The organism is Streptomyces sp. NPDC043738 (genome assembly GCF_056436545.1).
Genome location: NZ_JBWKCJ010000014.1, coordinates 183,003 through 201,340, shown reverse-complemented (window position 1 = coordinate 201,340; position 18,338 = coordinate 183,003). Strand labels below are relative to the sequence as shown.

Here is an 18,338-nt window from a genome sequence, read left to right as displayed (position 1 = left end):
GGGGGAGGGGGGGGGGAGGAGGGGGGGGGGGGGGGGGAGGGGGAGGGGGGGGGGGGGGGTGGGGTGGGGGGGGGGGGGGGCGGGGGGGGGGGGGGGTGGGGGGGTGGGGGAGGGGGGGGGGGGGGGGGGGGGGGGGGTCGCTCCCCCCCCCCCCCCCCCCCCCCCCCCCCCCCCCCCCCACGTCCGCGTCCTGTGCCGAAGCGCGAGGGACGTCACCGTCGCCATCATCCGACCTGGGGCTTCCCCCCACCCGAACCAGGGCAGCTGTCACCGACGACGCGGTCTCGTGGTCAGCAGAGCCCCGCTCGGCAGCCGCCCAGCCGCCCGCGGGGCGCGGGGCGCGGGCCGAGAGCCAAGGACCAGAATCAGGATCGGCGAGGTCCGAGATCGCGAGATCGCTCAGGGGTGCATCCGCGCGCCCTTGAGGACCTTGTCCACCGCGTTGCGCGGCCCGTGAACGGCGATCCCGACCAGATCGAGCTGATCCTTGCCCACGGCCCGCACAGCCGCCCTGTTGTCCCTGTCGTTGCCCGTGTGGAACAGGTCCGAGGTGAACACGGCCCTTGGCAGTGAGCGGGACAGCGCACGGGCGTGCGCGGTGGTCAGCATCTCCTTCGTACCCTCGAAGATCAGCACGGGCTGGCGGAACATCGGCAGGTACACGGTGTCGTCGGCGTCCTCGTACTGCTCGCCGATCAGCTCGGGCGACGCCGTGCCGAGCCCACTGACCAGGAAGGCGGTCACGTTCAGCCGTTGCCACGGCTCAAGGTCCTCGCGCAGCAGGACGGCGATCTTGGTGTCGAAGCGGACAGGCGCGTTCTCGTACCCCGCACCGGTCTCGACCCCGGCCTTGGTCTCATGCTCGGTTCTCATGCTTCAAGACTCCCGAGCACATGTGTTCCGCGTCTTGTACGTTCTTTGCGTGACGTCCCGGCTAGAAGTCTCCGCTTGGCGCCCGCAGGTCGCGGGGGTCGTGGAGGTCTTCCACGCCCACTTCACCGAGCACGCCTACCCCATGCACGTCCACGACGCGTGGACACTGCTGATCGTCGACGACGGCGCGGTCCGCTACGACCTGGACCGCCACGAGCGCGGCACGCCGAGCGACACCGTGAGCCTGCTCCCGCCGCAGGTCCCGCACAACGGCTCACCCGCCACCCCTCACGGCTTTCGCAAGCGCGTGCTCTACCTCGACATGACGCAGCTGGACGAGAGCTTCATCGGGCCGGCGGTGGACAGTCCGGACCTCACCGATCCCGTCCTGCGCAGACGCATCGGACAACTGCACACGGCCCTCGGTAGCCGGGGCGACGAGTTCGAGGCGGAAAGCCGTCTGGCTCTCATCGGCGAGCACCTGCGCGAGCACCTGCGTCCCGGGCCGGCCGTCGTCGACGCGCGGCCCGACCACAGTGTCGCCCGGAACCTGCGTGACCTCCTGGACGAGCGGCTGCTCGGAGTCGTCACCCTGGAAGAGGCCGCGCGCCTGATCCACGCCCATCCCACCCATCTCGTACGTGCCTTCAGCGGCGCCTTCGGTATCGCCCCCCACCAGTACGTGGTGTCCCGCCGCGTCGATCTGGCCCGCCGCCTCCTGCTCGACGGACGGCCGCCGGGCGAGGTCGCTACCGCCGCCGGGTTCTACGACCAGTCCCACCTCAACCGGCACTTCAAGCGGGTCGTGGGCGTCACGCCGGGCCAGTACGCCCGCAGCGGTGCTGCTGGCTGAGCGGCCGCCCGTCCCACCGTCGCCTGCTTCGCAAAGAAAAGAGCACCCCAATGCCCACGCGCATGACGTGACAAGACGTGACGAGACATGACAAGGCGCGACGCGACGCGGTAGTCGGCACCGTCAGGCTGCGCCGACCTGGCCAAGTCCGTTGCGCGTGACATGCGAAGTAGACCGACAGGCCGCAGCGAGCCCGCCGTCTCCTCGCCGAGTGCGTCCTGGTGGCGGGGCGGGGCTGCGGAGGGATGTCACCGGTGGTGGTCCGTGGGTTCCGGCCGTCGGGAAGACCGTCCCAGTGCTTCTCGTCGACGACGCAGGCCCCGCGGCCGACGGCCCTTGGGTGGATAGCCAGCAGGGTGTCGTCGTTGGCGGCGGGGACAGTGGAATGAAGCTTAGTGATCTACACGAACTCCTCGGCATGCCCACCGACGACCCGGCCATGAATGTCACCCGCAGCCGCCTTGGATGCCTCCCCCTCAAGGATTCCTCACTCAACCTGGACGCGGCCTCTACCAAAGACGGACTTAACGCCGCTCTTCGCGGGCTGGAATCGGCACGGCCGCCGGCCGCCACTCCCGCCTGATCAACCCGAACACCCACGAGTCGGATACCTCGCCGTTCACGACGCAGTCCTCCCGCAACGTCCCTTCACGCCTGAATCCGATCTTCTCCAGGACCCGGGCGGACGCCACGTTGCGCGTATCGGTCTCGGCCTGAACTCGATTCAGGTCCAGTGTGTCGAATGCCCACTGCAGCAAGGCGTGCGCGGCCTCCGTCGCGTAGCCGTGTCCCCACATCGCTTCGTCGAGGACGTAGCCCAACGACGCACTGCGGTAGTCCGGGTTCCATCCGGTCAGACCGCACCAGCCGACGAAGGCCCCGTCAGAAGCACGGTCGATGGCCACCCGGGCCCCGGTGCCTTCGTCCGCCATCTTCCGGCACATGTTGATGAAGCGTTCGGCGCGGGCCCGTTCGTTCCACGGCGGGGAGTCCCAGTAGCGCATCACGTAGGTGCTGCTGTGCAGGACGAAGAGCGGGTCCGCATCGGCGTCGGTGAAGGGGCGCAGTCGCAGGCGAGCGGTGTGCAGTATGGGGGTGGCCAAAGTCATGCGCACCATCTTGTGTCCGCATGGGGCGGGCAGAACACCGAATATCCGACCCCCGGTCCGATCCTCACGCCCAAGGCTCCGCCTACCAGCAGATCGTGCACGGCACGACTTCTCGGCCCGCCCACCGACGACCCAGGCATGAACGTCAACCACAGCCGCCTCACCCGCCAAGGCTTCCTCACCGCACCCGGAGGAGGTCACTACCAGAAGACGGACTTAACGGCCTCTCGGAGCTGCAGGCGGTTCCAACAATCTTGGCGAGGTTCCGACTAACGCGTCACGACGACTCAACAGAGCCACCAGACGCAAGGATCTCGGTGACAACAAGCCTGCCTTTGTGACACCTGTCGCTCTCCGGCACGTATCTCGATCTCGTGTGACTGAGCGCTTCAGAAGCGGCGCCCGCCTCGCCCCGCGCCGGTGGCCGACCGGGAGCCGATCGCTCGAGCGGTACGAGGACCCGCGTCCAGACGAGCCGACGACACGGGACGCCAGAAGAAGACGCAGGCACGGCCGGTCCGGGCGCCTGGGTATGGCTACGTCGCGCTCAACGGATCGACCGCGGTCGTGTGCGCCTGCGTGCTGAGGGGTGTGGCTGGTGGCGTTGGATGGTGCCGGCGTCATCCAGCCAGATGACGCCGGTTACCGCATCCGCGCTGCGCGGGGCTGCCCGTCGATTCTGGCGAACGCGACAGCGCCTCAGCCGTCGGTACCGGAGCAGAAGCCGTCTGACGCGAACGCGGCGGGGTCACGGGGCTGCGGTGGTGGGGTGGTTGCCGAGGGCGGCCAGGAGGGTGCGGAGGTGGTCGGCCTCCGGGATCAAGGTGGCCTCGATCTCGTCGTCGGAGTGGCCGGCCAGAGTGAGTTCCTGGATGCGCCGGAACAGCAGACGGTCCGCTGCGGCGATCAGGGCCGCGGCGGCCCGGGGCACGATCGCTGGGACGGGATCCTGGGTGACGGCGGCCAGGGCCGCGGCAAGCGACTCCTCTCGCTGCTCGTGCAGTTCGCGCAGCCGGGCGCTGAGGGTCGGGCTGTCGGCGACCATGCGGGCGAACGCGGAGCCGGTGAAGCCGACGACGGGGCTGTGTTCCAGCAGGGCGGCGCGAAACGTCCGCTCCAGGGCGGTGAGCGGCTCTTCGCCGGGCTCTCGCTCGGCGACGACTTGGGCCAGGCCCTGGGTGAATGCCTCGTGGTGGTCGAGGGCCAGGTCTTCCTTGCGGGGGAAGTAGTTGGTGACCGTCTTCTTGGCGACGCGAGCCGCGGTGGCGATCTCGGTGATCGTGGTCTGCTCGAAGCCCTGCGCGATGAAGAGCCTGGTCGCGCAGTCGGAGATCAGCTGCCTGGTCTCCTGCTTCTTGGACTCACGGAGCCCCATCTCGGTACCCATGGAGCAATCTTACACCCGCTGCAAAAATACGCTTGACCTAGCTACGCATGCCTGGCTAAAGTTACGTCCGTCGTAAAGTTCGCCCCGAACGAACGGAGACAGGGATGCGCAAGCTCACCTACGTCATCGGCACCACCATCCACACCTTCCTCGCCGCCCCGACGGCGACCTCGACCTCTTCACGCCGTATCTCACCGAGGACTTCGTGACTTCGCCCCGCACCTGGCCCCGCACCTGATCGCCGAGTACACGAACGCCCTACGCCCTTCCGCCCCCGGGCCGCGTGGCCATCGGAGTCGCCGACGCACCCACCACTCGCTTCGACACCGCGCTCATGGGCCGCGGCACCCACTCCCCCGGACTGACCGCCGACCTCACCAACCCGTACGCCCACCTGCAGCAGATCACCCTCTCCCGCTCGCCCACCACCAGCCCGGACCCGGCCGACGTGCTCACCGCGGAAAACCTGGTGACGCTGATCCGCCGGCTCAAGCAGGAGGAGGACGGGCTCGGTGTCTGGATCTGCGGTGGCGCCGACCTGGCCGGCCAACTCCTGCCCGAAACCGACGAGCCGATCGTCAAGCAGTACCCGATCGTGGCCGCCTCCGGCATCCCGCTCTTCCGCACCGACTTCTCGCCGTCACCTTCAGACTCACCGACAGCCACGTGTTCGAGGTCGGGAACCTCGGAACCTCGTCCTCACCCACGCGAAGCCGGCCGACTAGCAGCACACCGGCTCCGCACCCGCATCAGAGCACCCACCCCCTCAGATTCACCACCCGAACCTGCCAGGAGCCCCCTTGCACGTCACCACCTCCACCCTGTCCCTCACCGTCGCCGACGTAGACACCTCCCGCGACTTCTTCTGCGTCCACCTCGGCTACCAGGTCGCCATGGCCACGGACGGCTTCGCGTCCCTGACCCGGGGCGATGACGCCGCGGTCGACATCGTGCTGCTGCGCAGCGGTACCGAGGTCCTCCCGCCCGAGCAGCGCGACCAGCAGGCCACGGGTCTGATCGTCGCGCTCACCGTCACCGGCATCGACGCCGAGGAGCAGCGCCTGCGCGAGGCCGGCGCCCCCATCACCATGCCGTTGCGCGAAGAGCCCTGGGGCGAGCGGCTGTTCCAGCTGACCGACCCGAACGGAATCGTTGTCCAGCTCGTCGAATGGGCCACCCCCGACGAGCCGGCACAGCCCGAGAGGCCCGAGAGACCCGAGAGGCCCACCGTGCACGTGATCAGCCCCGCCGCCGAGAACGTCACCGAGTCCCCGAACGCCCTTATGACCGGCCTGGCCGCTCCCAGCCGGGGCAGCGCGGAGCTGAGCACCTGGACCGTCGCGATGGAGGCCGGCCAGAGCGGCCCCGAGCACTTCATCAGCCGCGAACAGGTCTGGACGGTGACCGCCGGCGTCCTCGAAGTCACTTGCGACGGCCGCAGCGACAAGATCTCGGCCGGGCAGACCTTCGTCCTCCCACCGGACGTACTCCGCCAGATACACGCTCCGCGGGTGGCCGAGGCACACGTCGCCATGCGCGCGGACGGCGTGGCCTCCGTCCCCGGCACCGAGGGCACCCGCGTCCTGCCCTGGGCCCAGTGACGGCCTCGCGCAGGACGAGTCCGCCCCTCGTACATCCTTCTCGTAACGGAGACACCTTGTCCGTACGCATTACCGCCCTCACCGACCCCGCGGAGACCTCCGCCTTCCACCGCCTGGCCTGGCTGGCCGCCGACCCCGAGGGCCACCCCGTCGGGTCCGCCTTCCTGCGCCTGTTCACCAAGGACGGACAGCGTCACCTCGCCGAGCTGGACGTTCAGGTCCACCCGGCCGAACGGCGCCGACGGGCGGGCTCCCTCCTGCTCGCCGCGGCCGTCGCCGCTGCCCGCGAGGACGGCCGGCGCGCCGTCATATCCCAGGCCGAATCCGACTCTCCCGGCGCCGACTTCCTCCTCGCCGCCGGATTCCGCGCAGTGCTGAGCCTGGTCTATGCCCGACTCCCGCTGGCCGACGCGGACCTTGCCGCGCTCACCGCCGTCGCGGAGAACCGGCATGCCGGCTACCGGCTGGCGGCATGGGAGGGCATGGTGCCCGACGAACTCGCCGACACCTTTGTGGCCTCACGTCGCGCCATGGACGACATGCCGATGGGCACCGTCGACTACGGCACGGCCGTCTGGGACCTCGAACGGGTACGGGCAGCGGCCGCGGCCGTCGCCGCACGCGGGGACGTTCTCCACACCGTGGCGGCCATCGACCGGTCGGACGGCTCCATAGCCGGGTTCACCGAACTCGTGGTCCCCGGCAGCGGCACGGGTGACGCCCAGCACTATGGCACGGCGGTACTGCCCGAACACCGAGGCCGCGGCCTCGCCCGCTGGATGAAGGCCGCCTCGATCGTCCGGGCTCGCGAACGCCACCCCTGCCTCGGCGGCCTGCTGACCGACACCGCCGACAACAACCCGTACATGCGGCGCGTCAACGACGAACTCGGATACCTCCCGACGCACACGGCCTACGAGTACCAGCTCGACCTGTAGACGAATCGCGCAGCGGCCTTGCACGCCCGACACAAGCGTGAAGCCCCTGGTAGGACGGGTCTCACCACAAGATCAGGTCCGTAGCCACCAGGGGCTTCACGTGGTCACCCATGCCGCCAAGTTCGACGACCCGTGCCGCATCGTCGAGTTCCTCGCCCGCCTCCTGGCCGCCCTCCGCCGTCGGATGCGCACCCGCATGGTTCTCGAGCGCTCGGCCCCTTCCGTCAGTTTCCGTCAGTCCGTGCTCGCACTGCACTGGTTCCGCGGTTCCGCGAGGGCGGCTACGTCCAGCCCCTGGCCCGCGACGCCAACATCTCCCAGGCCACCGGTTGCCGCTACCTGGGCGAGGGAATCGTCGACGTCCTCGCCCTCCAGGATCCCGGCCAGCACGAGGCCCTGACACGTTGCCAGGAGTCCGGGACGACGCACGTCGTACTGGACGGCACACTCATCGAGAGCGACCGCGTCGCCGGTGTCCGCGACAACGGAAACGGCGGGTGGTGCAGCCCAAAACACACGGCGTTCGGCGGCAACATCCGGTTCCTGTCCGCACCGTACGGCTCCCCACCGTGGGAGCCGACGTCGAACGGGGTCTGTCCCGGACATCACCGCGGCCCACCTCCACGCACCCATCCCCGAACCGAAAGGCCAACGGGCCAACCGCACAAGGCGCGGGAGCAAGGGCGGCAGGCCCACCGGCTTCGACCGCGAAATCTACAAACGCCGCAACGAGGTCGAGCGCACGATCAACCGGCTCAAGAACTCCCGGGCCGTCGCCACCCGCTACGACAAAAGGGCCTACGTCTTCCATGGCACCGTCACCATCGCCGCAACCCGGCTCTGGCTCCGCCCTTGATGCACCTGCACCGGGATACCCCAGAATCCCTCAGCCGCCGGCAGCGTGGTCCCCTACAGTGCCGAAGGCATGACAGCACTTGCATCCTTCACTTTCGTACGCCACATCGACGGGCTCCGCTACACCTTCGCACGCGACGGCGAACGCAACGGCCGCCCCGCCTACCGCCGAACGGACGGGAACGTGTGGTGTGTCTGGTCGCCGACCGACGGCTGGCACTGCGAGATCGCTGACGGCCTCGTCACTGCCCATCCCCTCAACAGCCACGCTGACGAACCCCAACCTCCGACCACCGTCTGGCGCAGCTTCAAGAACGACCGCTCCTACCTCTACGACCTCCAGCCGCTCGCCCCCGAAGCATGATCCGCCAGACAGTGCCTAGAGCCCAGCGAAACAAGCCGGCTAGCGCGCCACGCGGTAGCGGAGGTAGACGACTCTCGAGCCGAATGTGCGGGTCTCGACGAGTTCGAGATCCACCCGGCGCTCGCGCTGGGGAAAGAACGGAATGCCACCGCCGACCAGCACCGGGTAGACCCTGGCCCGGTACTCGTCGATCAGACCCAACGCGGCCGCTTCTGCGGCGAGAGTGGCGCCGCCGATCGCGATGTCGCCCTCCCCCGGCTCGGCTCGCCACCGTTCGATCTCCCTCGCCAGGCCGCCGGAGGCCAGGCGGGCATTGCCCTGCACCGCCGAAAGCGTGGTGGAGAACACCACCTTTGGAAGCGCCTTCCAAATCGCGGCCCACTCAAGCATCGAGTCGTCAAGCGATGGATCCTGGTCGGCGGTCTCCCAGTACAGCATCGTCTCGTACAGCCGTCGGCCCAACAGGTGGACGTCGACCCCTCGAATCTCGTCGGTGACGAAGCGGAAGACCTCCTCGTCGGGCGCCGTCCAGTTGAAGTCGCCGTCCGGCCCGACGATATAGCCGTCAAGTGAGACGCCCATCGAATAGGTCACGCTGCGCATCGGAAGTCCTCCTCGGTAATGGGGTCGACAGTACGAGACCGCCGGACGCCGCAGGCTCAACACGGCTCGCGGGGTCCCCAGGGCCGAGTCACCGCACGAGATGATCATTTCGTTGAGAAGACCTCATCGACGACGACGCCTGTCCGACGGATCAGGTCGAGGGAGTCGAGCCCTTTTCAAGTGATCGGTGATCGCATCCCGTGTCCTCATCATCAACCGCCGGGCAGCTGGTCGGCAGAGTCCAGCCGCGGATGCCGCCATTGTGGTCCGGCTTCAGGAGATGTGGAGTTCCGTGCACGCCGGCCCGTGCTGGGTTTTGGCTTCGCATGCTCCCGGCTCGGACTCGTCTGGGTTAACGGCCGAAACCGCGACCACAGACGTTCCGGCCGGAGGTGAGAGCGGGATGTCGATCTGCTGCGCGATCTTCCCCTGATCGTCAGGTCTGAGCACACTCCAGTAGAGGTCCCTGCCCCACTTCCCGGAGGACAAATTCATAGGGCTTACGGACACCTCGACATGTGACCACTTCTGGACGCCGTCGGCATGCACGCCGAAGTGCAGCCGCATGTTGGAGCGAGGTCCGTCGAGTCTGACGTCGGTGAAGGTCGGGCGGCCGTTTCCGCCCGCGGCCTGAGCGGCGCCGACCACGGCAATGCTCAGGGACGCCATGTAGAAGACAACACCGAGGACGAGCACGCCCGTCTCCCACACGACCCCGCGGCTCGTGGGGCGGATGAGCAAGGCGGCGATGCTGCAGACGATGGAGATGATGGCACAGAGCGAGGCCACGTAGATGGGCCACGACCTGTTGTTGAGGGCGACGAACACGAACTTGCTGTTGAGTCCCAATGTCGTCATGATGCCGGCCACCGCCACGAGGGCACCGGCCAGGATCTTGGCCACGTCGTCCAGCCGCTTACCCAGCGTGGCCTGAATCTCTCCGATGGTCGGGGTTGGAGATTCCGTCGACTTCGAAGGCTCGTTTGCCCCGCCCATTGCGCGCTTCCAATCGTTGAGCCCTGCGGGCCAGGACAACTGTTGGACGACGTCAGGTTCGCATACGGCCCGGGGCGGGGCGGAGATTGTGATCGCGGGAAGCCGGGCAGTCGGGGCATGTTCCCCTGGTCGGTCCAGAGCACGGCGCCCGGTCGGCCCTAAGGACTGTCGAGCGGGGCACGAGCGGAGCCAGAGCCGGACCGCAGTCACAGTTACGTCGCCGTGAAGGGCATAAGACCGCTTGTCGAAGCGGGTCGCTACCGCAGCTGCGGCGCATCCCCCACCGTCCGGGTGTGTTCAGGATCGCCAGCGGGCGGCAGGCGCCGTCACCCGCCAGGTGGATCTTGGTAGTGAAGCCGTCGCATGAGCGGCCCACCGCCTCGTCGGGCCGATGCCGCGGGGGCCGACTACGCTGTCGTGGCACCCGTGCCGGCCTGTGACGGGCCCCGGCCGCGTGCTGATGGGCACGACACACCGTGGAATCCACGCTCACCGCACTCCAGTCGATCCGCCCTTCCGCGTCGGCGTCCGCATGGACGGCCCGCAGGATCTTCTCCCATGTGCCGGCCGCCGACCACCGTCGGTGGCGATCATGAACGGTCCTCCACTCACCGAAACGGGCAGGCAGGTCACGTCACGCCACGGGATGCCGATCCGCAGGCGGAAGAGAATGCCGTTGATGACAGTGCGATGACTCCTCCAACGCCCGCCCCGTCCCCCGTACTTCGGAAGGTGCCGGGGTCCGAGGACCACCTTGGCCGCCGCCTTGCGCTCCTGGATCGTCTGCGGGCAGTCGCACGCCTGGCCCACCCGCGGGTCCTCAGAGTCCGTGAACTCCTCACCGTCGCAGGCACTGGATGGGCTTGGCTACGGCCGGCCGATCGCCCCGTGATTGCCCTCCCGCTCCCCCGTTGAGCACCGTCCGATGCCCGGCCGTAACCAGGGCCGGCTCGAACTCGGGTCTGCGCGGTGGCCGGACTCAGCGCGAGGCGCTGACTACATCCCGAGCAGGCCCGTGCGCCACACGCTGTAAGCAGTAGGTCTCAGTTTCCGCGGCGGACCCGGGCCGCTTTGCGGGCCTCGGCGAGCTTTCGGGCCTCGTTGGCCTTGCGGGACTTACCGCCGGTGCCGCGGGAGGCGTCCTTGCTGGTGCCCAGGCCGCGGAAGGGTGCATTGGTGTTCTTGGCCCGCGGCGCGGCGGGTCCGCGGTCGAGCGGGGTACCGGAGGGGGCCTTGGCGCCGGTGATCCGGCTCAGCTCCGCCTCGCCCGAACGCACCTTGGTGATCGTCGGCTCGATGCCGGCCCCGGCCATCAGCCGGGTCATCTCGCGGCGCTGGCCGGGCAGCACCAGCGTGACGACGCTGCCGGACTCACCGGCCCGGGCGGTGCGGCCCGCGCGGTGCAGGTAGTCCTTGGGGTCGGTGGGCGGGTCGACGTTGACCACGAGATCGAGGTCGTCGACGTGCAGACCGCGGGCCGCGACATTGGTGGCCACCAGGGCGGTGATCTGGCCGTTCTTGAACTGCGCGAGGGTCCGGGTGCGCTGCGGTTGGGACTTGCCGCTGTGCAGGGCCGCGGCGTGCACTCCGCTGGCCCGCAGATGCCGGGTGAGCTGGTCGACCGCGTGCTTGGTGTCCAGGAACAGCAGTACGCGGCCGTCGCGGGCGGCGATCTCCGTGGTGACGGCGTACCGGTCGGGGCCGTGCACGACCAGCACATGGTGGTCCATCGTCGTGACCGCGCCCGCGGACGGGTCGACGGAGTGGACGACGGGGTCGTGGAGGTGGCGGCGGACCAGGTCGTCCACGTCGCGGTCCAGAGTGGCCGAGAACAGCATCCGCTGGCCGTCGCGATGCACCTGGTCGAGCACCTCGGTGACCTGCGGCAGGAAGCCCATGTCGCACATCTGGTCCGCCTCGTCGAGGACGGTGATCCGTACCCGTTCCAGGCGGCAGGCCCTGCGCTCGATGAGGTCGTGCAGGCGGCCAGGGGTGGCGACGACGACCTCGGCCCCGTCGCGCAGCGCAGCGGCCTGCCGGCCGATCGACATGCCGCCGACGACGGTGGCCATCCGCAGCCGGAGCGCGTCGGCGTACGGCGCGAGCGCCTCGGTTACCTGTTGGGCCAGCTCCCGGGTAGGTACCAGGATCAGGGCGAGGGGCTGCTTCGGCTCCGCGCGCCGCCCGGCCGTCCGTGCGAGCAGCGGCAGGCCGAAGGCGAGCGTCTTGCCCGATCCCGTGCGCCCGCGTCCCAGGACGTCGCGGCCGGCGAGGGCGTTGGGCAGCGTGGCTGCCTGGATCGGGAAGGGCTCGCGCACGCCGCGCTCGGTGAGCGTTCGCAGTACCTCGGCCGGCAGTTCCAGGTCGGCGAAGGAGGCGACCGGCGGCACTGTCGGGGTGGGGGTCGCCGGCTGGGCGAGGTCGCCGTGCGAGGTGCCGGGGCGGTCCGGGTGGTTCATGAAGAGCCTTCCGCATGGGGAACGTACCGAGGAAGGCCCGGCAGGAATGAGCAGCCGACGGACAGTGGGAACCGGACGGCCGGAGTCGCCAGCCGTCACAGCCGACCAAACGGTTGAGGGTAACACAAAGTGATAGTTCGATCCGGTGTTGTGGTGCCGAGCACTCCGCCCTCGTCGGTGACGCGATGCAGTCGGTGACGCGATACGACTGAGAGCCCTTTCCGACGTGTTTAGCCGAGCTCCCTGTGCGAGAAACAGCGCGAGATCGTATCGAAGGGGACACCCGGCCCAGGAAAAGGAACGGCCCACACTTCACGTCTGAAGAATCTTGCGAAGCTGGCCGCAAGGGTGCCGAAGCGAAGCAGGAAAAGCCGCCACGTCCGAGTAGCGGAACACCTCTCAATCAAACCGATCAAGCCCCCGCCAGTATTGGCCAAGACTTGAATTATGGGGTGCCGCGTCAGAAATCTCGCCCGATGCGATGCTCACCTGCACGGGCGATGATTCCATCGGGCAATGGAGCAATGGAGTAATGGAGCAGATCAGCGGAGTGACGGGGCTCGTTTGAGGAAGGCGTCGAGTACGCCGTCGGCGACTTTGATGGGGCCTTGGGGTCGGGTGGCGCCTGGGATGGTGCGCAGGTCTGAGGCCTGGTTCGCCTTGGCTCGGGAGCGGGTCAGCAGTTCTTCGGCCTGCTCTGCGTTCCCGTCGAGGCGTGCCTGGAGTGCGTCGCAGGTGGTGGTGAGAGCCTGGCCCCACAGGGCGAGAGCGTCCAGCCAGGGCTTGGCTTCTGTGGCCAGACCTCGGTCTTCGACGTGGGTTCTGATGCGATCGGGCGCTGCGGCCATCAGGCGGGCGTACGACCGGAGTTGTTCCACGGCCTGGTGCTTGCGATCGCTCTCCCACTGCTTGTCGAAACGCTCCAGTCGGGCGGCCAGTGCAGGGGCCTGTGGTTGCCAGGGGGCGCCGCTCCAGCTGGGGGCCATGTGCTGGGTGTCGAAGAAGACTTGCAATGCCCGGGTGGTCGCGGCGTCTCCGCCGGCGAGGTGGTCGGTGGCTGCCCGTGCGCTGGTCGTCGGGTCGTAGGCGTGGGTGTTCCAGGCGTAGTCGGCGCCGGTGAATTCGGCGACCTTGCTGGCCGAGGCTTGATTCATCGGGTTGACCACAACGCCCGACAGGTGCTGGTCGAGTTCCCGGGCACGCTTGGCATAGGGGGCGAGCAGGAGGCGTCCGGTGGTCTGGTCGGAGTCGTTGACGGGGTAGTTGTCCCACAGCATGACGTCGCGGCCCCATACCGCGACCGCGTCGCGCGCCTGGTCTGCCGTGACGCTGGTGGGAAGCACGTCGGTGCCGGTCCACATCATGCCGATGCGCCTGTGCAGTTGGTGGCGCAGCGTCTTCTTGTACAGGGTGTCGGACAGGTCGCTGTACTGGGTGGGCACCATCTGCAGCGTCCGCATTGCGCGGTGGGGGTCGATGAATTCCTTCTGTACGCGGTTGAGCAGTTCCGCCTGGGCAGCGGCCAGGGCCTGTTCGGTGACCGTCCCCCAACGGGCGAAGTCCGCGGCACAGCTCCACACCGGCAGTGGATGGATGTCGTCGAAGGCGATGGCGAAGTCGCGTACTCCCAGGTCGTACAGGGACTGGAGCTTGTCGATGACGGCCTGCCGGTCGTCGGCGGAGTTGTTGCAGATGGACTTGCCCGGGGAGAGTACGTAGGTGAAACGCACATGGTGGGCACGGGCGGCCTTGACCAGGTCGGCCAGCCGGCCCGCCTCGGCAGCGGGGTAGCGATCGCGCCACCGGTCTCGCTCAAACGGGTCGTTCTTGGGCGCGTAAAGGTAGGTGTTGAGCTTCATCCGCCCGTAGAACGCCAGCTGGTCCAGGCGCGCTTGATGGGTCCACGGTGTGCCGTAGAAGCCCTCGACCACGCCCCGTTGCGGCATGGACGGATAGTCGACGACCGATGCTCCCGCGATGGCGGAACGGTGGATGAGCTGGGCGAAGGTCTGGGCCGCGTAGTAGACGCCATCGGTGTCCTTGCCGGCCAGCAGCACGCCCGGGCGCCCTCGCAGCGAACCCGTGGTGATCTGGTATCCCTCTGCGGGGAGAGCGCCACGGCCGAAGGCGTTGCTGCGGTTGAGCAGGCCACACACCAGTTCACTGTCGATCCGGCCGACGACGACGGTCAGGGACTGCCGGCCGGTGGCGGTCGCAGCCTTGGGAGTGGAGACACGCACGTCGGTGGCGCCCGCCGCGTGCAGTGCCTGGGTGATGCGTCGCACCGCAGAGCTGTCGACGCCGTCACCGCGCACCACATCCACGGAGGCGGGCACCGCCAGATCCGGTCCCGTGCGACGGATCTGACGGGGTGTGGGCGAGACCCGAGGGAGCTCGGGGCCGTCCTGTTCAGCGGCCGCGACCGTCGGCGGAGGGACGCCCGGCTCGGACGCATCCCTGTGCGGAGGCGGTGCGCATCCCGTGAACAGGGCCACGGCCATGACCAGGATCGTCACCGTGAGCGCGCCTTGCCTCCTTGCACGCCGCGCCCTTGTCACTGCGGCTCTCCGCCGCGCGGTGCGTCCGCGGCGCCCAGCAGCGTCCAGGCGGCCGTCAGCAGCAGAAGGAACCAACTGCTCGGCACCAGAAGGAAGAGGGACGTGGCGATGGAGGAGACCGGGTCGCCCAGGGGCAGGATCAGCCAGTAGGTGGCGGCGCTGGTGGCTACCAGGCCCAGTGTGCACAACGGCCAGACCAGCAGCCCGGCCGTCTTGCTCCGGACGTTCCACCCTGGTGTGAGCAGCCATATGACGCTGCCGATCAGCCAGCCCGCCACTGGCAGCAGGTACCCGCCGAAGATCAGCAGCAGCACCGCGACGACCTGGCGACGGCTGCGTCCTCTCAGGCCCGTCCCGGAGGCGGTCACTGCGCCTGCCCTGATACGGGCTGTTGGCGCTTGATGAGCGAGTTGTTCGTTCATGAAGCTCATTCCAGTGGCAGTTCTGTTGGGTGACGGTGCCGTTCGCACCCCGGCACGGTCGCCGCCATTCAGGCGCATATCGCCCCGCAAGACGCTAAAAGGCCCGATCCGGTTCCGGCAGGTCAGGAACTCTCAAGCCGAGGGCCAGCGGCGCACATCTACCGCTTCTGGGTGCTTCAAAGTCCGCCGGATCCCATGACATCCGGCGCGGCGGGCTGGACGTGAACCCAGCTCAGCGTCGAGGGGCATGACGGATGTCCGCACGAGAAGACGCTTGATGGTGTGCAGACCAAGCTGGGCAACGGCGGGGACTATTTCCCACTCCGGGAGTTCCGGTCAGGCCGGTATGTGACTTCGTGGGCATTCCGGGAGGCATACCCGAGCATTGGAGCCCGCAGCGAAACAGTTCTTCTTCGTCGACGACGAGTACGCGAATGGAGATATCGCTACCTTCACCGCGAGAACCCACGAGCAGAACCGGCAGCTGCCCCGTGGCTCACTGCAGTAAGAAGAGCTCTCCCAAGGACGCTGACCCGCTCACCAAGTCCGTTCAGGCCGTGCCCGCCGCTGGGCAGATCCCCAGCAGCGGCTGCACTGATGGGGCTCGCCGGAGCGGGCCAGCGCGGGCCAGAGCGGGCCGCGTGGGAGAAGACCACCGGATCCAGGGGACGTGAGCAGGGCCATACGCCGGCGGACGCTGGTCTGTGATCATGCGTTGATGGGATCGGGAGGCGAGCACGCTCGGCTATGGACCGCAGCCGGCAGTGCGCGGGTGGATCTGCTGGCTGCTCGTTTCGAGCGCTTCGCCTTCGACCGGCACAGCCACGAGGAGCTGGCCGTCGGCGTCATCGAGCAGGGCGCGGAGGGACTGCACATGGCGGGCGGCAAGGTCGTGGTTCCGGCCGGGCAGCTTGTGGTCCTCAATCCCGGGCAGGTGCACACCGGTTTCGCCGCCGACGAGTCCGGCTGGCGGTATCGGATGTTCTATTTCGACACGGCGCTCGTGGACGAGTTGGCCCACGAGCGCTTGGGCGCCGCGGAGGTCTGGTTTCCGGAGACGGCCGTGCGGGACGCCACGCTGTTCGCCCGGCTGCGCCGAGTCCACCGGGAGCAGGAGCACGCGGGCGATCCCTTGACCGCGGAGTCCCTGCTGCTCGGCGGCCTGGGCGCGTTGCTGCGGCGGCACGCCCGTACCGGCCGGGTGTCCGCCATCGGCACGCCGCAAGATGTGCGCCGCGGTCCGGATCTGGCCCGGCAGTTGCTGCATGACCGCTGGACCGAACCGGTCACCGTCGCGGAGCTCAGCGCGGCGGCGAACATGCCGCGGGCCTCGCTCATCGCCGCCTTCCGCCAGGCGTACGGGCTGCCGCCGCACGCCTACCTGCTGCGGCTGCGCGCCAACCGAGCTCGCCGCCTGCTGCTGGCCGGGCAGCGGCCGGCCGAGGTGGCGGCCGCTACGGGCTTCGCCGATCAGTCGCATCTGACCCGCGTCTGCAAGCGCTACTTCGGGGTCACTCCGGGGGCCATCCGCGCCTGAGCGCAAGCGTGCGGCGGGGCGCAGCGGGGTGCAGCGGCGTTCCCGCGACTTCCGTGACCGTGATCGTGGTCCCGCGACTTTCGTTCAAGACCACCGCCGGTCGCGCCGCGAAGCTGTGCTCCAGCCGTGCAACGAGACACGAAAGGCGGCTGGAACGATGGTGTGGGCGATAGCGGTGTCCCCTCTCGTCATGGTGCTGGGGATGATTACTGGGTTGCGTCGGCCGGCGCACTGGGCAGCGCTTGCGGGCGTCGCCCTGGCGGCGGTCCTGATCTGGTGGCTGCCGGACTTCGCGCTGCCTGGAGGCGCGTTGACGGCAGCGGCAGGGGGAGCCGGTCTGCTGGTGCTCAACGCCGCCGCGGTGATGCTGCCCGGCGTCCACCTCAGCCAGGTGCTCACTCGCCGGGAGGTACACCGGTCGCTGCAGGAGTGGGTGCGCGGGCTGCCACTGCCCGGCCCCGCGAAGGTCGCCCTGGTGGTGGCGGGCATCGCCCCCACGGTGGAGGCGCTCACCGGCTTCGGGGTCTCGCTTCTGGTCACCGTGCCGGTGCTGCTCGCTCTCACGCCGCCCGCGACCGCGCTGCGGCAGGCGATGCTCGGGATGAACATCATGCCGTGGGGCACCCTCGGCCTCGCCACGGTCATCGGCGCCGCGCTCGTCGGCACGGACACGGCCGTACTGGGCACCGCCACCGCGGTCACCAGCAGCCTGGTCTTCCCCCTGGTGACCGTCTGGGCGGCGCTGCTGGCCCGCCCGCAACACCGGCTCCGTACCGCCGTCGTGGCCGCGGGCGCGGGCGGGACGCTCTCGCTCGGGTTGCTGCTGCTCAACCGGGCGGGTGTGGTCCAGCCGGCCGGTGTTCTGGCCGGGCTGCTCACGACGGCGCTGGGGCTGGTGCTGTGTGCCGCCCGCCGGGCTCGTTCCGGTGCGGGGACCGAGTCCGCCGCCGGTCGGCTGTTCCCACCACGCGCGGTCCTGCATGCGTACGGCCTCGTCCTCGGCGGCATCGTCGTCACCCGTACGGCCACAGCCCTCGGCGTTCCGCCCTTGGAACTGCACGCGGGCAACGCGAGCTTCGCGCTGCTGTCCTCGCCGGGCCTGCCGCTGCTGGCCGCCGCCCTGCTGCTGGACCGTGGCCGACTGCGCGGCACGGACGCCCGCGCCGCGCTGATCCGTGTCGGCCGACCGCTGCTGGCCCTGACCGGGTTCGTCGCCCTGGGTCGGTTGATGGCGGACAGCGGCATGATCGGGGAGATAGGTGTGGCGGTCGCCGCGGCGCCGCCGCTGGTCATCGCGCTTGCCTCTCCCGCGCTCGGCATGCTGGGCGGCTTCATCACCGGCTCCAACGTCGGTGGCAACGCGCTGATGATGCCGCTCCAGGAGCGCCTGGCCCCGCACGGCGACGGGCTCGACGTATGGTTCGCGGCCCTGCAGAACAGCGCGGCGGGCCATGCCGTCTTCACCTCGCTCCCCATGATCATGCTGATCCTGGCGGTGGCCGGCGACTCCGCGAAGAGCGCGGGTGTCGTGGAGTACGGCCTGCTGCGCTTCGGCCTGCGAGTGGCAGCCGCGCTGTACGCCGCCCTGGCGACGACGGCCGTCGCCCTGGTCTCGTTCGCGTGATCCTCGGCCGGCCTCTTGGGCTCGTGGTTCGGCGGGTGGGTGCGCCGGGCCGGGGTCATCGATGGCGCACCGACCGCCTCAGTCAGTCAGCCGGCCAGTCAGTCGATCAGTCAGTCAGTCGGTTTCTCAGCGGCGAGCCAGGACGGACACACAACGCGA

General features: G+C 69.1%; 14 protein-coding genes and 2 pseudogenes. 7 read left to right on the top strand and 9 right to left on the bottom strand.

Annotation, left to right across the window (positions count from 1 at the left end):
* Window positions 1-399: 399 nt before the first annotated feature.
* Entirely contained in the window at window positions 400-873 is a 474-nt protein-coding gene (locus AC0680_RS20275) for a DUF2000 family protein (RefSeq protein WP_478630514.1), read from the bottom strand.
* Between the two features lie 34 nt (window positions 874-907).
* On the opposite strand from AC0680_RS20275, the gene AC0680_RS20270 reads away from it, so the two are divergent.
* Window positions 908-1,726: a helix-turn-helix transcriptional regulator gene (locus AC0680_RS20270; protein WP_478630511.1), complete on the top strand. Its 819-nt coding sequence runs from the start codon at window positions 908-910 to the stop codon at window positions 1,724-1,726.
* A gap of 524 nt (window positions 1,727-2,250) precedes the next feature.
* On the opposite strand, the gene AC0680_RS20265 is transcribed toward AC0680_RS20270, so the two are convergent.
* The gene (locus AC0680_RS20265; RefSeq protein ID WP_478630509.1) at window positions 2,251-2,835 is read right to left on the bottom strand and encodes a GNAT family N-acetyltransferase; all 585 of its coding nucleotides are present in this window, start codon (window positions 2,833-2,835) and stop codon (window positions 2,251-2,253) included.
* Window positions 2,836-3,583: 748 nt separating this feature from the next.
* Complete coding sequence (locus tag AC0680_RS20260; protein WP_478630532.1) at window positions 3,584-4,210, bottom strand: TetR/AcrR family transcriptional regulator; 627 nt, start codon at window positions 4,208-4,210, stop codon at window positions 3,584-3,586.
* Between the two features lie 812 nt (window positions 4,211-5,022).
* On the opposite strand from AC0680_RS20260, the gene AC0680_RS20255 reads away from it, so the two are divergent.
* The 4 genes and pseudogenes from AC0680_RS20255 (at window position 5,023) to AC0680_RS20240 (ending at window position 7,980) form a co-directional block, all read left to right on the top strand.
* The gene (locus tag AC0680_RS20255; RefSeq protein WP_478630506.1) at window positions 5,023-5,823 is read left to right on the top strand and encodes a VOC family protein; all 801 of its coding nucleotides are present in this window, start codon (window positions 5,023-5,025) and stop codon (window positions 5,821-5,823) included.
* Window positions 5,824-5,879: 56 nt separating this feature from the next.
* Window positions 5,880-6,761, top strand: a complete 882-nt coding sequence (locus AC0680_RS20250; protein WP_478630503.1) for a GNAT family N-acetyltransferase — start codon at window positions 5,880-5,882, stop codon at window positions 6,759-6,761.
* A 631-nt stretch (window positions 6,762-7,392) separates the two neighbouring features.
* A pseudogene (locus AC0680_RS20245) lies at window positions 7,393-7,617 on the top strand (IS5/IS1182 family transposase); the annotation flags it as partial.
* A gap of 69 nt (window positions 7,618-7,686) precedes the next feature.
* The gene (locus AC0680_RS20240; protein ID WP_478630500.1) at window positions 7,687-7,980 is read left to right on the top strand and encodes a PH domain-containing protein; all 294 of its coding nucleotides are present in this window, start codon (window positions 7,687-7,689) and stop codon (window positions 7,978-7,980) included.
* Between the two features lie 39 nt (window positions 7,981-8,019).
* Here the strand turns inward: AC0680_RS20240 and AC0680_RS20235 are convergent, their stop codons facing one another.
* From AC0680_RS20235 to AC0680_RS20210, 6 genes and pseudogenes are all read right to left on the bottom strand, one after another.
* Window positions 8,020-8,583 (bottom strand): dihydrofolate reductase family protein, encoded by a 564-nt coding sequence (locus tag AC0680_RS20235; RefSeq protein ID WP_478630499.1) that lies wholly within the window; start codon window positions 8,581-8,583, stop codon window positions 8,020-8,022.
* A gap of 273 nt (window positions 8,584-8,856) precedes the next feature.
* Window positions 8,857-9,579 (bottom strand): hypothetical protein, encoded by a 723-nt coding sequence (locus tag AC0680_RS20230; protein WP_478630496.1) that lies wholly within the window; start codon window positions 9,577-9,579, stop codon window positions 8,857-8,859.
* A gap of 277 nt (window positions 9,580-9,856) precedes the next feature.
* A pseudogene (locus AC0680_RS20225) lies at window positions 9,857-10,359 on the bottom strand (IS5 family transposase); the annotation flags it as partial.
* A gap of 263 nt (window positions 10,360-10,622) precedes the next feature.
* On the bottom strand, window positions 10,623-12,038 hold the full coding sequence (locus AC0680_RS20220) for a DEAD/DEAH box helicase (protein ID WP_478630495.1): 1,416 nt from the start codon (window positions 12,036-12,038) through the stop codon (window positions 10,623-10,625).
* 542 nt (window positions 12,039-12,580) lie between these two features.
* A complete protein-coding gene (locus AC0680_RS20215) occupies window positions 12,581-14,527 on the bottom strand; it encodes a beta-N-acetylhexosaminidase family protein (protein ID WP_478630531.1) in 1,947 nt (648 codons plus the stop codon).
* A gap of 65 nt (window positions 14,528-14,592) precedes the next feature.
* The gene (locus AC0680_RS20210) at window positions 14,593-14,964 is read right to left on the bottom strand and encodes a hypothetical protein (RefSeq protein ID WP_478630492.1); all 372 of its coding nucleotides are present in this window, start codon (window positions 14,962-14,964) and stop codon (window positions 14,593-14,595) included.
* An 826-nt stretch (window positions 14,965-15,790) separates the two neighbouring features.
* Between AC0680_RS20210 and AC0680_RS20205 the strand changes: the two genes are divergently transcribed.
* Window positions 15,791-16,555, top strand: coding sequence for an AraC family transcriptional regulator (locus AC0680_RS20205; RefSeq protein WP_478630489.1), 765 nt, complete (start codon window positions 15,791-15,793; stop codon window positions 16,553-16,555).
* A 202-nt stretch (window positions 16,556-16,757) separates the two neighbouring features.
* Window positions 16,758-18,179 (top strand): L-lactate permease, encoded by a 1,422-nt coding sequence (locus tag AC0680_RS20200; RefSeq protein ID WP_478630488.1) that lies wholly within the window; start codon window positions 16,758-16,760, stop codon window positions 18,177-18,179.
* Window positions 18,180-18,338: the final 159 nt, after the last annotated feature.